The sequence below is a fragment of the Pseudomonas sp. LBUM1646 genome, from assembly GCF_059716165.1.
On the sequence record NZ_CP166810.1, the window covers coordinates 5,450,283 to 5,464,251 of the forward strand.

13 protein-coding genes are annotated in these 13,969 nt (G+C 59.6%); 7 read left to right on the forward strand and 6 right to left on the reverse strand.

Going from position 1 to position 13,969, the window contains the following annotated elements; genetic code table 11:
- Window positions 1-104 precede the first annotated feature (104 nt).
- A complete protein-coding gene (locus tag ACA071_RS24795) occupies window positions 105-281 on the forward strand; it encodes a hypothetical protein (RefSeq protein ID WP_166656028.1) in 177 nt (58 codons plus the stop codon).
- 9 nt (window positions 282-290) lie between these two features.
- Here the strand turns inward: ACA071_RS24795 and ACA071_RS24800 are convergent, their stop codons facing one another.
- A complete protein-coding gene (locus tag ACA071_RS24800) occupies window positions 291-1,187 on the reverse strand; it encodes a helix-turn-helix domain-containing protein (protein WP_497641530.1) in 897 nt (298 codons plus the stop codon).
- A gap of 179 nt (window positions 1,188-1,366) precedes the next feature.
- On the opposite strand from ACA071_RS24800, the gene pobA reads away from it, so the two are divergent.
- Together pobA and ACA071_RS24810 are read left to right on the forward strand one after the other, a co-directional pair.
- Window positions 1,367-2,560: a 4-hydroxybenzoate 3-monooxygenase gene (gene pobA / locus ACA071_RS24805; RefSeq protein WP_497641531.1), complete on the forward strand. Its 1,194-nt coding sequence runs from the start codon at window positions 1,367-1,369 to the stop codon at window positions 2,558-2,560.
- A gap of 81 nt (window positions 2,561-2,641) precedes the next feature.
- Window positions 2,642-4,156, forward strand: a complete 1,515-nt coding sequence (locus tag ACA071_RS24810) for an MDR family MFS transporter (RefSeq protein WP_497641532.1) — start codon at window positions 2,642-2,644, stop codon at window positions 4,154-4,156.
- Between the two features lie 119 nt (window positions 4,157-4,275).
- Here the strand turns inward: ACA071_RS24810 and ACA071_RS24815 are convergent, their stop codons facing one another.
- The 4 genes from ACA071_RS24815 to ACA071_RS24830 all read right to left on the reverse strand — a co-directional run bounded on the left by ACA071_RS24815 (window position 4,276) and on the right by ACA071_RS24830 (window position 8,294).
- Window positions 4,276-5,124, reverse strand: coding sequence for a cache domain-containing protein (locus ACA071_RS24815; RefSeq protein ID WP_497641533.1), 849 nt, complete (start codon window positions 5,122-5,124; stop codon window positions 4,276-4,278).
- A gap of 220 nt (window positions 5,125-5,344) precedes the next feature.
- Window positions 5,345-6,193 (reverse strand): ATPase, encoded by an 849-nt coding sequence (locus ACA071_RS24820; RefSeq protein ID WP_497641534.1) that lies wholly within the window; start codon window positions 6,191-6,193, stop codon window positions 5,345-5,347.
- Window positions 6,194-6,312: 119 nt separating this feature from the next.
- Window positions 6,313-7,305 (reverse strand): NAD-dependent epimerase/dehydratase family protein, encoded by a 993-nt coding sequence (locus ACA071_RS24825; protein WP_497641535.1) that lies wholly within the window; start codon window positions 7,303-7,305, stop codon window positions 6,313-6,315.
- Between the two features lie 89 nt (window positions 7,306-7,394).
- A complete protein-coding gene (locus ACA071_RS24830; RefSeq protein ID WP_497641536.1) occupies window positions 7,395-8,294 on the reverse strand; it encodes a LysR family transcriptional regulator ArgP in 900 nt (299 codons plus the stop codon).
- Between the two features lie 96 nt (window positions 8,295-8,390).
- On the opposite strand from ACA071_RS24830, the gene ACA071_RS24835 reads away from it, so the two are divergent.
- The 3 genes from ACA071_RS24835 (at window position 8,391) to ACA071_RS24845 (ending at window position 10,174) form a co-directional block, all read left to right on the forward strand.
- Window positions 8,391-8,792, forward strand: coding sequence for an ACT domain-containing protein (locus ACA071_RS24835; protein ID WP_497641537.1), 402 nt, complete (start codon window positions 8,391-8,393; stop codon window positions 8,790-8,792).
- Window positions 8,793-8,798: 6 nt separating this feature from the next.
- Complete coding sequence (locus tag ACA071_RS24840; RefSeq protein ID WP_497641538.1) at window positions 8,799-9,401, forward strand: LysE/ArgO family amino acid transporter; 603 nt, start codon at window positions 8,799-8,801, stop codon at window positions 9,399-9,401.
- A 176-nt stretch (window positions 9,402-9,577) separates the two neighbouring features.
- A complete protein-coding gene (locus ACA071_RS24845; protein ID WP_092278687.1) occupies window positions 9,578-10,174 on the forward strand; it encodes a superoxide dismutase in 597 nt (198 codons plus the stop codon).
- Window positions 10,175-10,336: 162 nt separating this feature from the next.
- Here ACA071_RS24845 and ACA071_RS24850 read toward each other — a convergent pair whose 3' ends face one another.
- On the reverse strand, window positions 10,337-10,585 hold the full coding sequence (locus ACA071_RS24850; RefSeq protein ID WP_169373340.1) for a DUF6124 family protein: 249 nt from the start codon (window positions 10,583-10,585) through the stop codon (window positions 10,337-10,339).
- 1,073 nt (window positions 10,586-11,658) lie between these two features.
- Here ACA071_RS24850 and ACA071_RS24855 point away from each other — a divergent pair.
- Window positions 11,659-13,710: a putative bifunctional diguanylate cyclase/phosphodiesterase gene (locus tag ACA071_RS24855; RefSeq protein WP_497641539.1), complete on the forward strand. Its 2,052-nt coding sequence runs from the start codon at window positions 11,659-11,661 to the stop codon at window positions 13,708-13,710.
- The last annotated feature ends 259 nt before the right edge of the window (window positions 13,711-13,969 follow it).

The window sequence follows — 13,969 nt, forward strand, 5'->3', positions numbered from 1 at the left end:
AAAGGGCGCACGGCTTGCAGCTCAAAACTTGCCGCTTGCGGCTGCCCACGTCTGACCTATGCTGAATGTAAGTACCCAAGGGTATTCGTTCAGAGGTCAACGCCATGAACATCAGAACAAGAAGATACCTCGCCATTTTCATCACCTGCGCGGCGACGCTGGCGCTGTATGGCACCGCCGCCTGGCGGGTCGAGCAGTTGCGCAACCTGCCTCGCGAGTTCGCGAGCTGCAATTACGAGCGCTGCATTCCCCACAACGCGACCCTCAACGCCCTTCGCTAGCGAAGAACGTCAGGCCTCGTTGTCCTGATCGGCCTTCAAACGGTCGCGGAAGGCCTTGGGTGAGATCCCCACGCGACGCCGGAACAGGCGCGTGAAGTTGGTGGGATCGGAAAACCCCAACACGTCGGACATTTCATAAATGGTCATGCTGGTGTAAGTCAGCAGGCGCTTGGCTTCCAGCAGCTGTCGTTCGTGCATGATCTGCAACGCCGGTTGCCCCGCCAGCTCACGGCAGGTGCCGTTGAGATGCGACACGGAAATCCCCAGCCGATGGGCCAGGTCCTCGACCTTGACGTGCTGGCGGTAAGTCTCTTCCACCAGTTGAATAAAGCCGTTGAGGTATTCCCGGGCGCGCTGCGGTCGCTGACTGGCGTTACGCCGCTGAATCACCTGACGGCTGACCCAGACCATGATCACGCTGACCAGCGAATGCATGAGCATTTCCCGGGCCGGTTGATGGCTGGTGTATTCGCTTTGCAACGCTGAAAACAGGCTGTTGAGGTACTCGCTGTCCTTGCCCGCCGGGTAGCTTTCGGCCTGGGCCAGGGTGTTCACCGAGTTCCCCAGTTGTGACTGCAAATGGGCGACCAATGGCGCGGCCAGAGTCACGACGAAACCTTCAACGTCTTCGGAAAAGCGATAACCGTGCACCGACAGCGGCGGCAGGATCAGCATCGCCGGATCGGTCAGTTGCGTGCGTTTACCTTCGATTTCAAGCTCTGCCTGACCTTTGAAGACGAAGAGTAACTGGCACAAATCAGCGTGGCGGTGGGGTTTGATTTCCCATTGATGTTCGCGGCTGCGTTTGGAAATGGTTTCACAGTGCAGCAAGTCGGGGGTCGGCCAGTCCAGGCTTTCACCGTAGAGCTTGAACACCGGAATCGAAGGCAGGTCAGGCTTGTTCATCACTTCAATCCAGGCCTCGTAGTAGTCGGGGCGATAATCGCACCGATTGGCAGAATGTACAGGTATCGGCTCAGTTTTCCCCTTCAATTGACAGACTCGCAAGAGAAAAATGCAAGCACTCGATCCATAAAAATTATTCACCGGCCATGGTCGCGTGAAGCTTGCGAGTCATAAAAACAATGAAAACGCTGAAGACCCAAATCGCCATCATTGGTGCCGGCCCATCCGGTCTATTGCTCGGCCAGTTGCTGCACAACGCCGGCATCGACACCCTCATTCTTGAACGTCAGACACCCGATTATGTACTCGGCCGAATCCGCGCCGGGGTCCTCGAACAAGGCATGGTAGAGCTGTTGCGCCAGGCCGGCGTCGGTCAGCGCATGGACGCCGAAGGGCTGGTCCATGGCGGCTTCGACCTGGCCCTCGATGGCCGCCAGGTACACATCGATCTGCACGCCCTGACCGGTGGCAAAACCGTGATGATCTACGGCCAGACCGAAGTCACCCGCGACCTGATGGCCGCCCGTCGGGACGCCGGGGCGCAGACGATTTATCAAGCGAGCAACGTCGTTCCTCACGGGATGAAAACCGATGAAACCTTTGTCACTTTCGAAAAGGATGGCGAGACGTATCGCCTCGATTGCGACTACATCGCCGGGTGCGATGGTTTTCATGGCGTGGCGCGGCAGGCGATTCCCGCCGACTGCCTGAAGGTCTTCGAACGGGTCTATCCATTCGGCTGGCTGGGGATTCTGGCCGACACCCCGCCGGTCCACGAAGAACTGGTGTACGCCCGCCACGAACGTGGGTTTGCGCTGTGCAGCATGCGTTCGGCGACTCGAACGCGTTATTACCTGCAAGTGCCGACCGAGGAGAACGTCGAGGACTGGTCCGATCAACGCTTCTGGGACGAACTCAAATCCCGTCTGCCTCAGACGTTGGCGGACAAACTGGTCACCGGGCCGTCCATCGAGAAAAGCATCGCGCCGCTGCGCAGTTTCGTCGTGGAGCCGATGCAATACGGGCGGATGTTTTTGGTTGGCGACGCCGCGCACATCGTCCCGCCCACCGGCGCCAAGGGCCTGAACCTGGCGGCCAGCGATGTCAGTACGCTGTTCAATATTCTGCTGAAGGTTTACCGCGACGGGCGCGTGGACTTGCTGGAGAAGTACTCGCAAATCTGCCTGCGCCGGGTCTGGAAAGCCGAACGATTTTCCTGGTGGATGACCTCGATGCTGCACCGCTTCGACGAGCACGATGCCTTCAGCCAACGCATCAGCGCCTCGGAGCTGGACTACTTTGTGCACTCCGAGGCCGGCCGAAAAACCATTGCAGAAAATTACGTCGGACTTCCATACGAGGCTATCGAATAGCTTGCTACCGACTTACACTGGCGAGCACTAACCCGCTCGCCTTGCCTCTTGCGGGAAAATCACTGCCCGCAGGTTTTACCCGTGACCAATCTGAACCAGCCTGAGACGCCCAAACCGGCCATCCGCAGCGTGTTGATCGCCCTGATGCTGGCGATCTTTCTCGGCGCGCTGGACCAGACCATCGTCGCCGTGTCGATGCCGGCCATCTCCGCCCAGTTCAAGGATGTGAGCCTGCTGGCCTGGGTGATTGCCGGCTACATGGTCGCGATGACCGTCGCGGTGCCGATCTACGGCAAGCTTGGCGATCTGTACGGCCGACGCAAATTGATGTTGTTCGGCATGGGCCTGTTCACGGTTGCCTCGTTCTTTTGCGGCATGGCCCAGAGCATGGAGCAACTGGTGCTGGCGCGGATCCTTCAGGGGATTGGCGCCGGCGGGATGATTTCGGTCAGCCAGGCGATCATCGGCGACATCGTCCCGCCCCGGGAACGCGGTCGTTATCAGGGTTATTTCAGCAGCATGTACGCGGTGGCCAGCGTCGCCGGGCCGGTGCTCGGCGGGTACATGACCGAATACCTGTCGTGGCGCTGGGTGTTCCTGATCAACCTGCCGCTGGGCCTCGGCGCGTGGCTGGTGGCCAATCGCACATTGGTCGGGCTGCCGGTGCCGCAGCGCAAACCGATCATCGATTACCTCGGCACAGTGCTGATGATCATCGGGCTGACGGCACTGCTGCTGGGCATCACCCAAGTTGGCCAGGGTCACTCGTGGCGCAGCGCCGAAGTACTCGGGCTGCTGGGTTGCGCGGTGGTGGTGCTGGCGGTGTTCGTCTGGCATGAGCGCCGCGCGCGGGAGCCGCTGTTGCCGATGCATTTATTCGCCAACCGCACCGCGATCTTCTGCTGGTGCACGATTTTCTTCACCAGTTTCCAGGCGATTTCCCTGATCGTGCTGATGCCGCTGCGCTTCCAGAGCGTCACCGGCGCCGGGGCCGACAGCGCCGCGCTGCACCTGTTGCCGTTAGCGATTGGCTTGCCGATCGGCGCTTATTTCGCTGGGCGCCGGACTTCGGTGACCGGTCGCTACAAGCCGATGATCCTGACCGGCGCGCTGCTGATGCCGATCTCGATTCTCGGCATGGCGTTCAGCGCGCCCCAGGCCTTGCTGATGAGCAGTCTGTTCATGTTGCTCAGCGGGATCGCCAGTGGCATGCAATTCCCGACTTCATTGGTGGGTACGCAAAACTCGGTCGAGCAACGGGACATCGGCGTGGCCACCAGCACCACCAACCTGTTCCGTTCGTTGGGTGGTGCGGTGGGCGTGGCGTTGATGTCGGCGCTGTTGCTGGCGCTGTTACAGGATTCCAGTTTCGCCCATTTGGCCGGCTCGGCGATTGGCGAAGGCCGCTCTGGAAATGTCTTGCTCGACGGTTTGAACGCCGCGCCGGGGGAGACACAGAACGCCTTGCGTGCGGAGTTGCTGCTGACATTCCGGCATTTGCTGATGGTCAGTGCGGCAGTGTCGTTGCTGGGGTTGGCGGCGGCGATTGCGATGCCGAACAGGGTGTTGCGGGGGCGGGAAGACAAGGTCCGGTAATACCCACTGATCGTTCCCACGCTCTGCGTGGGAATGCCTCAATGGACGCTCCGCGTCCGCTTTGGGACGCAGAGCGTCCCGGGCTGCATTCCCACGCGGAGCGTGGGAACGATCATCTCTCAAGGGCTGTAATACCCGACAGCCACCAGAAAATGCCCAACCTTCTTCAGATAGGCATGCTTGTCCTCAACCTTCCCGGTCACCGGATTCTTCCAGCGGTATTCGTATTCACCCTGATCCTGCTTGGCGATCAACGCCAGAATCGGCTCGCCCACGGGTTTGCCTTCAGGGTCGTTGACCTTGCTGAAGTCGGTATTGATCAGCCGCAGATTGGTGCCATGGGCGACGTAGCGCTGGTTATCCAGGTCCACCACGAAGACGTATAAATCGTCCTGCAGATACCCGCCCTTGAGCGAGTTGATCGCCGTCAGCGTGCCCTTCTCGTCCTGGGCCAGATCAAGGGACGCTTTGTTCAGCAAGGCCATTGCCTGTTCGGCTGACGCCCGCGGCAGGTAGTAACCGACCGCCAGGATCCGCTGCCCGATGCGCTGATAGAACACGTGCTTGCGCTCAACCTTGCCGTCGGCCCAGTTCTGCCAGCGGTATTCGGCCTGCTGGATGCCGTTGCCTTCCGGCACTTTCAAGGCGTCCTTGAAGGCTTTCTGCAAATCCGGCGGCAGCGTGTCGGACACATCGCGCCCGATCAACGCCGAGGACGGCCCACCGCTGGCGAGCATGACGCCCTTGGTGTCGACCACAAAGACGTAACGGTCCTTGTCGACAAACTCGCCCTGACGGCTGAACGCCGCGAAGGCCTTGTCGCCGTTGTCGTGGTAGTACGCCAGGGCTTTTTCCAGCAAGGCCCGGGCGGCCTGGCTGTCATCCTTGGTTGCCGTGGCCGCCTGAACCTGACCCAGGCTCAGCAACAGCATCCCCATCAGCCAGGCCATCTTGTGCACAAACCCCATAGCGCATCCCTCGTTCTTGTTGATGTTTCAAGAGCGTAGACGGGGTTGGGGATATGGATGGATATTCAGGATCTGTAGCCGCTGGCGAAGCCTGCGTTCGGCGGCGAAGCTGTCGTAAATCCATACAACGCGGTTTGCATGACACACCGCGTCGTCTGATCTCACGACGGCTTCGCCGCCGAACGCAGGCTTCGCCAGCTGCTACACAAGGTGTGCCGGGTTATCGCGCCCGGGCGTTGAGCTGCTGCTGCAAATTCTGGATCTGCGCTTGAAGGGTGTTGAGGTTGCGGGTGGTCTGGGCGCGGAAGGCGTCGAATTCGGCGGTATTGGCGCCACTTGGCGTAGGAGTCGGGCGGTTGTCCTGTTCGCTTTTGAGCACGACAATTTCCTGTTCCAGACGATCGATCGCGGCGCTCGGGTTGCCCTGTTTCTTCAGCGCAGCGATATCGGCATTGAGGCTTTTCAGCTCGGCGTCGACTTTGCTGGTGTCGGCCGGCGTGCTTTTCAGGGTCGCCAGGTCAGTGCTCAGGGTTTTCACCTGGGCCTGCAATTGGGTGTTGGCCGCCGTTTGTGCCGTGGTTTGCGCGGTCATCTGCGCCAGCCGTTTGTCCAGATCGCTGGTCTGGCCGACCACGCCCAGCTGTGCCTGGCTCTGGTCCTGAAGTTTGCTTTCCAGTTGTTTGATCTGCAGCTTCAGCGCTTCGCTGTCGCTGGAGACATTGGACTGACTGGCCACCACCTTGCCAGAAATGTCCTGCAAACGCCCCGCCGCTTCCTCACTGATCCGCGCGAAACTTTCCTGGGTCGCCACCAGTTGCTGCTCCATCAGCGAGATCTGCTGGAAGCTCCACCAGGCCAGACCCGCGAAGGCGAAAAACAAGGCGCCGACCAGTGCCCACAACGGGCCGGTGCTGGCGCTTTTGACCTTGGTCACCGGCACTGGACGCGAGTGCACACTGGTGCGTTCACGGGCAGCCGGGGTGGTCGGAAAATCATCGTCATCAGGGATGTCGGCACGCAGGCTCGGTACATCGTCGAAGTCGTCGTTGGCATCGTTACGCATGGACATTGAGTCAACCTTTGTGGAACGCGGTGATGGCTTGATGCGGCGAAGTATAACCCCCACTGCCGCATGGGTTGACCCTCAACCCTGCACTCGGTTCAGTGTCGAGAAAGGTGCTACAGGGTTCAGCGAATATCCTGAGCCTTCCACCAGACGCAGAACTCATCGAGGGCGGCCCAGAGACTGACTTTCGGATCGTAGTCCAGATAATGCCGGGCGCGGCTGATGTCCAGGGTGAAATTTTTGTTCATCACCTGCATGCCCAGGCGCGACAGGGTCGGCTCGGGGCGTCCCGGCCAGAGTTTGCACACGCCTTCGTTGAGCGCCGCGACGCTGTAGGCCAGGCCGTAGGACCGATAGCGAGTGACCTGTGGGACGTCCATTTTGCGCATGACGTAATTGACCACATCCCACAACGGCACGGGCGTACCGTTGCTAATGTTGTAGGCCTTGCCCAACGCCGAACCGCCGGCCAGCAAACTGCTGAGCAACGCTTCGTTGAGGTTTTGCATGCTGGTGAAATCGACCTTGTTCAGGCCGTTGCCGACAATCGCCAGACGCCCCTTGCGCTGCATCTTCAGCAGGCGCGGGAAGATGCTCATATCACCGGCGCCGGTGACGAAACGCGGGCGCAGGGCGATGGTTTCGAGGCCGAACTCCTGGGCGCCGAAGACCTTTTGCTCGGCGAGGAACTTGGTCGCCGCATAGTGATGCTTGAATCGCTTGGGCACCTGCTCTTCGGTCAGGCCCAGATGATCGCGGCCATCGAAGTAGATCGACGGCGACGACAAGTGCACCAGGCGCCGAACCCGTTGCTTGAGGCAGGCCTCAACCACGTTTTCGGTGACCTGGACGTTGCCCTGGTGAAAGTCCTGATAACGGCCCCACAAACCGACGGCACCGGCGCAATGCACCACGGCTTCGACGTCCGAGCACAGGTCGCGCACCAGTTCAGGATCGCTCAAGTCACCCTGAACAAATTCAGCGCCACGGCGCACCAGGTGCTCGACGCCTTCCGCCCGGCGACCGTTGACCCGCACGTCCAGGCCCTGCTCCAGGGCGAAACGCGCAAAGCGTCCGCCAATGAAGCCGCTTGCGCCGGTGACCAAAATTTTCATGTAGAGATCCTAAAAGCAGCTGCGAGCTTCAAGCCGCAAGTTTAAAAAACACACCGCAAGCTCTTCACTTGCAGCTTGCAGCTTGACGCTTACAACTGTGCCGAAGGCACCAGCCATTGCTTCGACGAACATACCAATTGATCGGTGAGTAAACCCAGCAGTTGACCGCCATTGCGCCAATGATGCCAGTACAGCGGCACATCGATGGGCTTATCTGGCAAAAGCTCTACTAAAACACCACGTTGCAGCTGCTCGCGCACCTGCAATTCCGGCACCAGGCCCCAGCCCAACCCGGCTTCCGTGAGGCGGATAAAGCCTTCGGACGATGGGCATAAATGGTGTTCGAAACCGCCATCCACGCCCAGGGACGCGAGGTAGCGATGTTGTAGGAAATCGTCCGGGCCAAACACCAGCGCCGGGGTGCGCGGCAGCAACTCGGCGCGCACCCCTTCGGGAAAATGCCGGGCAATAAATGCCGGGCTGGCCAGCGCCCGGTAGCGCATAGCACCCAATAACACACTGCGGGCCCCGGCCACCGGGCGTTCGCTGGCACAAACACAGGCCGCCACTTCGCCGGCGCGCATGCGTTTGAGGCCCACGGTCTGGTCTTCTACTACCAGGTCGAGCAGCAAATGTTGCTCGGCGCAAAACTCCCCGACCGCTTCGGCCCACCAAGTGGCGAGGCTGTCGGCGTTGAGGGCGATGCGCAGGCGTTCCGGCAGCCCTTCTTCGTCGAGCGCCGGCACCAACGTCTGCAAATCCCGCTCGAGCAAGCGCACCTGCTGCACATGGTTGAGCAAACGCCGACCGATCTCGGTAGGCGCTGGCGGTGTGACTCGAACCAATACCGGTTGGCCGACCCGCGCCTCCAGCAATTTAATGCGCTGGGAGATCGCCGATTGCGACAAACCCAGCACCTGCGCGGCGCGTTCGAATCCGGCCTGCTCGACCACGGCGGCCAAGGCAGAAAGCAATTTATAGTCGAACATCAGTTTTCCTAATGAGCGATCAGCACTATTGGTTTTTCTTATACAGCGTTGCGCCGGAGAATGGCCAGCAAGAACTTTTGAACAAGGAATACCGACATGGCTGGCGAAACTTCATTGGCAACCCTGCTGCGCAGCATGAGCCCGCAACTCAACGTCGGCGACTACGTGTTCTGCACTTTGCGTGACGGCACGCTGCCGGCCGGACTTGAAATCATCGGCAGCTTTCGCGAGCAGGAAGGTCTGACGGTGATTCTGGAACGTTCCCACGCCGAAAAAGCCGGTTTCAGCTTCGACTACGTTGCCGCGTGGATCACCTTGAATGTGCATTCGGCCCTGGAAGCGGTCGGCCTCACCGCCGCGTTCGCCACGGCGTTGGGCAAGGCCGGGATCAGCTGCAACGTGATTGCCGGCTATTACCACGACCATTTATTCGTCGGCCAAGCCGATGCCGAACGCGCCATGCAAGTCCTGCGGGATCTGGCAGCCAACGGGGAGTAAAACTTTATGTGGCAAAGCTATGTAAACGGCCTGTTGGTCGCGGCGGGGCTGATCATGGCGATCGGCACGCAGAACGCGTTTGTGCTGGCCCAGAGTCTGCGCCGCGAGCATCACTTGCCGGTAGCGGCGTTGTGCGTCGTCTGCGATGCGTTGCTGGTGGCCGCTGGTGTGTTTGGTCTGGCGACCGTGCTGGCGCATAACCCGACGCTGCTGGCGGTGGCCCGTTGGGGTGGCGCGGTGTTTCTGATTTGGTACGGCAGCCAGGCATTGCGCCGGGCCTGCTCGAAACAGAGCCTGGAGCAAGGTGAAAACCAGACCGTGCGCTCGCTGCGGGCGGTGTTGCTCAGCGCTTTGGCCGTCACGCTGCTTAATCCGCATGTTTATCTGGATACGGTGCTGCTGATCGGCTCCCTCGGCGCACAACAGACCGAGCCCGGCGCTTATGTGGTTGGTGCGGCGAGTGCTTCTTTATTGTGGTTCTTTACGCTGGCGCTGGGCGCGGCATGGCTGGCGCCGTGGCTGGCACGGCCAAGTACCTGGCGGGTTCTCGACCTGTTGGTGGCCGTCATGATGTTTACTGTCGCCATTCAACTAATCACCTCGGCCTGAATATTCCAAAAGGCTCTGGAACCTCTATCCCACACAGTTGTTGCGTGGTTATGCCGCACCCCCGGTGCTATGATCCGGTTCGATGCGCCGCAAAGAGTACAAACTCCCCGGCGCTTGTCTGGCCGCCCGTGATCGGCCTTGCGCTCACCGCAACTGACCTGATTAGGAGAATCATCATGGCTTTCGAATTGCCGCCGCTGCCCTACGCACACGATGCCCTGCAGCCGCACATTTCCAAGGAAACTCTGGAATATCACCACGACAAGCACCACAACACCTACGTCGTGAACCTGAACAACCTGGTGCCAGGCACCGAGTTCGAAGGCAAGACCCTGGAAGAAATCGTTAAATCTTCTTCGGGCGGTATCTTCAACAACGCCGCTCAGGTCTGGAACCACACCTTCTACTGGAACTGCCTGGCGCCAAACGCCGGCGGTCAACCTACCGGCGCACTGGCTGAAGCCATCAACGCTTCTTTCGGTTCGTTCGACAAGTTCAAAGAAGAATTCAGCAAAACCTCCATCGGCACCTTCGGTTCCGGCTGGGGCTGGCTGGTGAAAAAGGCTGACGGTTCCCTGGCCCTGGCCAGCACCATCGGCGCCGGCAACCCGCTGACCAGCGGCGACACCCCGCTGCTGACCTGCGACGTCTGGGAACACGCTTACTACATCGACTACCGCAACGTTCGTCCGAAGTACGTCGAAGCGTTCTGGAACCTGGTCAACTGGAAATTCGTGGCCGAGCAGTTCGAAGGCAAAACCTTCACCGCTTAAGATCGAAACCAGTCAAAAAAACCCGGCTTAGGTCGGGTTTTTTTATGGGCGCTGGAAAGGTGTTGCCTTTTTTGTCGCCTTCGCGGGCATCGCATCCCCAAACCCCTGTAGGAGCAAGGCTTGCCCGCGAAGAACGATAACGCGGTCAACCTGGCGGAATGCCTAGTCCTGCGGATCGACGATATCCAATGCCCTGTTCACGGCAAGATCCGCCAGCATGACGACCTGCGCAATCGCTAGCGCGGTGCTGCGTTGGGAACCGCTCAGGTAGGTGGCGAAATCGCTGGCCAGGACACTTGCCGAAGCCAATGACTCACAGGCGTGGGCCAGGAGGGTTTCGATGTTCATGTCCTGGGAAACCTGGAACATGGGGTTGGATTTGTAGGGTGGGTCTGGGATTAATTTATCCATAAAAATTCCTCACGCGTTGAAGGCCACCAATTACCGTTCTCACGCGGTCGAGAGGTGGCAGCTATGTGCGGGGTGAGAAAACCGGTCATGGACACCCGGGCCAGACAAAAGTCTGCCCGCACACAGCCGCCATAACGCATTTGCGACAGGATAAACTGGCGGCAATTATGCGTGTACGAGCTCTGTATGACCATAAGTTGCCGGGTTCTCACACCCGATCGCTGAGGTTTCAGCGACACCCAAAAGGTTATTGAACCCGCTTCCTACGGGCAACCTGAAAACCTCGTGGGAAACGTCTGGCATTTTCGCAACCCATTAAACAAAAGCAGAACGCGGAGCGTCCCTGGCGGCATTCCCACGCGGAGCGTGGGAACGATCAAAAAGCAAAAACGACGCACGCCGACCGCTTCTCACCACTCATTAGGCCGAGCGTTAGCTCGCCTGCCCTTGATCTTGATCTTGCTCTACCCGCCCCTTCGGGAGGCTGAGTGGAGGTGTTCATCCGGGGACTGGCGCGCAGCGCCGTTCGACGCAGTCGAACACATTGCATGTAGGTCGTAGCGAAGCAGACCGGAGGGCAATGCCCCCGGATGGATGCCGGAACGAAGGAACGCCGAGCCTAAGCGAGGGGCCGGACGCTCGGGGCGAGCCTTTTTTTGCTTACTTTTTTGAGGCGTTTGTCAAAAAAGTGAGTCGCCGTAAGGGCGAAACCCTAAGCCGCCGTTACCGCAGCAACGGATATGTACACCATCACCAAGAACATGGTCGGCCCGAAGGCCGCCAAGACCCACAAGCCCAATCGCAAATTCCTACGATGAAACAAGCCAAGAGCCCCTTGCCCCCAAGCCACAGCGGACTAACATCAACCCAAAGGAAAAATAGTCCCGATCCCCCTCAAGTTGAAGGCCAAAACTACCGACACAGTACAAATAGGACAAATACTCAAAACAACAACATATTGGCCAAGCTACAGGCAAAATCCCCTGAGCTTAATTGTCCCTTTGACTGCCATCACGGGATTGCCAATACTCATGGCAACTTGATGCTACCCGCACGGAACAAGGAATAACCCTTTGAAGCTGGAACTCAAGAACAGCTTGTCGGTGAAGTTGCTCCGGGTCGTGCTCCTGTCGGCATTGATCGTCGGCGTGGTCTTGAGCTGCGCGCAGATCGTTTTCGATGCCTATAAAACACGCCAGGCCGTGGCCGGCGATGCCCAGCGCATCCTCGACATGTTCCGCGACCCCTCGACCCAGGCCGTCTACAGCCTGGACCGGGAGATGGGCATGCAGGTCATCGAAGGCCTGTTCCAGGACGACGCCGTGCGCCAGGCCTCCATCGGCCATCCCAACGAAGCCATGCTCGCGCAAAAATCCCGCGAACTGCAGCATTCCAACAGCCGCTGGCTGACCGACCTGATCCTCGGCCAGGAACGCACGTTTACCACCCAACTGGTGGGTCGTGGGCCCTACAGCGAATATTACGGCGACCTGAGCATCACCCTCGACACCGCCACCTATGGCCAGGGTTTCATCGTCAGCTCGGTGATCATCTTCATCTCCGGCGTATTACGCGCCCTCGCCATGGGCCTGGTGCTGTACCTGGTTTATCACTGGCTGCTGACCAAGCCGCTGTCGCGGATCATCGAGCACCTGACCGAGATCAACCCCGACCGCCCCAGCGAACACAAGATTCCGCAGATCAAGGGTCACGAAAAGAACGAATTGGGCATCTGGATCAACACCGCCAACCAGTTGCTCGAATCCATCGAACGCAACACCCATCTGCGCCACGAAGCCGAAAACAGCCTGCTGCGCATGGCCCAGTACGATTTCCTCACCGGCCTGCCCAACCGCCAGCAATTGCAGCAACAACTGGACAAAATCCTCGTCGACGCCGGCAAATTGCAACGTCGGGTCGCGGTGCTGGTCGTTGGCCTGGATGACTTCAAGGGCATCAACGAACAATTCAGCTACCAGACCGGTGACCAATTGCTGCTGGCCTTGGCCGATCGCCTGCGCGCCCACAGCGGCCGCCTCGGTGCCCTCGCCCGTCTCGGCGGCGATCAGTTTGCGCTGGTTCAGGCCGACATCGAACAACCTTACGAAGCCGCCGAACTGGCGCAAAGTATTCTCGATGATCTGGAAGCGGCGTTTGCCCTCGATCATCAGGAAATCCGCCTGCGCGCCACCATCGGCATCACCCTGTTCCCCGAGGACGGTGACAGCACCGAGAAGTTGCTGCAAAAAGCCGAGCAGACCATGACCCTGGCCAAGACTCGCTCGCGCAACCGCTATCAGTTCTATATCGCCAGCGTCGACAGCGAGATGCGCCGCCGCCGCGAACTGGAAAAAGACCTGCGCGACGCCCTGACCCGCGATCAGTTCTACCTCGTCTACCAACCGCAAATCAGCTACCGCGATCACCGGGTGGTGGGCGTCGAAGCGTTGATTCGCTGGCAGCACCCCGAACACGGGTTGGTGCCACCGGACCTGTTCATCCCGCTGGCCGAGCAGAACGGCACCATCATCGCCATCGGTGAGTGGGTGCTGGATCAGGCCTGCAAGCAATTGCGCGACTGGCATGACCAGGGTTTCGCCGACCTGCGCATGGCGGTGAACCTGTCCACCGTGCAACTGCACCACGCCGAGTTGCCACGGGTGGTCAACAACCTGCTGCAGATCTACCGCTTGCCGCCGCGCAGCCTGGAATTGGAAGTCACCGAAACCGGCCTGATGGAAGACATCAGCACCGCTGCCCAGCATTTGCTGAGCCTGCGTCGCTCCGGCGCGTTGATCGCCATCGACGACTTCGGCACCGGCTACTCGTCCCTGAGCTATCTGAAAAGCCTGCCCCTGGACAAGATCAAGATCGACAAGAGCTTCGTCCAGGACCTGCTCGATGACGACGACGATGCCACCATCGTTCGGGCCATCATCCAGTTGGGCAAGAGCCTGGGCATGCAGGTGATTGCCGAAGGCGTGGAAACCGCCGAGCAAGAGGCCTACATCATTTCTGAAGGCTGCCACGAAGGTCAGGGTTATCACTACAGCAAACCGCTGCCCGCGCGGGAGTTGAGTGCCTACTTGAAGCAGGCCCAGCGCAGTAACGCGGCCATCCTCTGATACGGGAGCTATGTAGCAGCTGGCGAAGCCTGCGTTCGGCGGCGAAGCCGTCGTAAATCTAGACGCCGCGGTCTGCCTGATACACCGAGGAGCCTGATTTCACGACGGCTTCGCCGCCGAACGCAGGCTTCGCCAGCTGCTACAGGGCTGCGATCTTTTGATCTGCGGCACCACAACCCCTGAATAAGAAATATTTCCAACCACAACCCTTTACACATAATGCGAAAGATTTGCATTATGTCGCAGCTTTGCGCGCCCC

What these genes read in the sequence shown, in the direction of transcription:
- ACA071_RS24795 (WP_166656028.1), top strand. Translation starts at nt 105, where the DNA reads ATGAACATCAGAACAAGAAGATACCTCGCCATTTTCATCACCTGCGCG.
- ACA071_RS24800 (WP_497641530.1), bottom strand. Translation starts at nt 1,187, where the DNA reads ATGAACAAGCCTGACCTGCCTTCGATTCCGGTGTTCAAGCTCTACGGT.
- pobA (WP_497641531.1), top strand. Translation starts at nt 1,367, where the DNA reads ATGAAAACGCTGAAGACCCAAATCGCCATCATTGGTGCCGGCCCATCC.
- ACA071_RS24815 (WP_497641533.1), bottom strand. Translation starts at nt 5,124, where the DNA reads ATGGGGTTTGTGCACAAGATGGCCTGGCTGATGGGGATGCTGTTGCTG.
- ACA071_RS24820 (WP_497641534.1), bottom strand. Translation starts at nt 6,193, where the DNA reads ATGTCCATGCGTAACGATGCCAACGACGACTTCGACGATGTACCGAGC.
- ACA071_RS24825 (WP_497641535.1), bottom strand. Translation starts at nt 7,305, where the DNA reads ATGAAAATTTTGGTCACCGGCGCAAGCGGCTTCATTGGCGGACGCTTT.
- ACA071_RS24830 (WP_497641536.1), bottom strand. Translation starts at nt 8,294, where the DNA reads ATGTTCGACTATAAATTGCTTTCTGCCTTGGCCGCCGTGGTCGAGCAG.
- ACA071_RS24835 (WP_497641537.1), top strand. Translation starts at nt 8,391, where the DNA reads ATGGCTGGCGAAACTTCATTGGCAACCCTGCTGCGCAGCATGAGCCCG.
- ACA071_RS24840 (WP_497641538.1), top strand. Translation starts at nt 8,799, where the DNA reads ATGTGGCAAAGCTATGTAAACGGCCTGTTGGTCGCGGCGGGGCTGATC.
- ACA071_RS24845 (WP_092278687.1), top strand. Translation starts at nt 9,578, where the DNA reads ATGGCTTTCGAATTGCCGCCGCTGCCCTACGCACACGATGCCCTGCAG.
- ACA071_RS24850 (WP_169373340.1), bottom strand. Translation starts at nt 10,585, where the DNA reads ATGGATAAATTAATCCCAGACCCACCCTACAAATCCAACCCCATGTTC.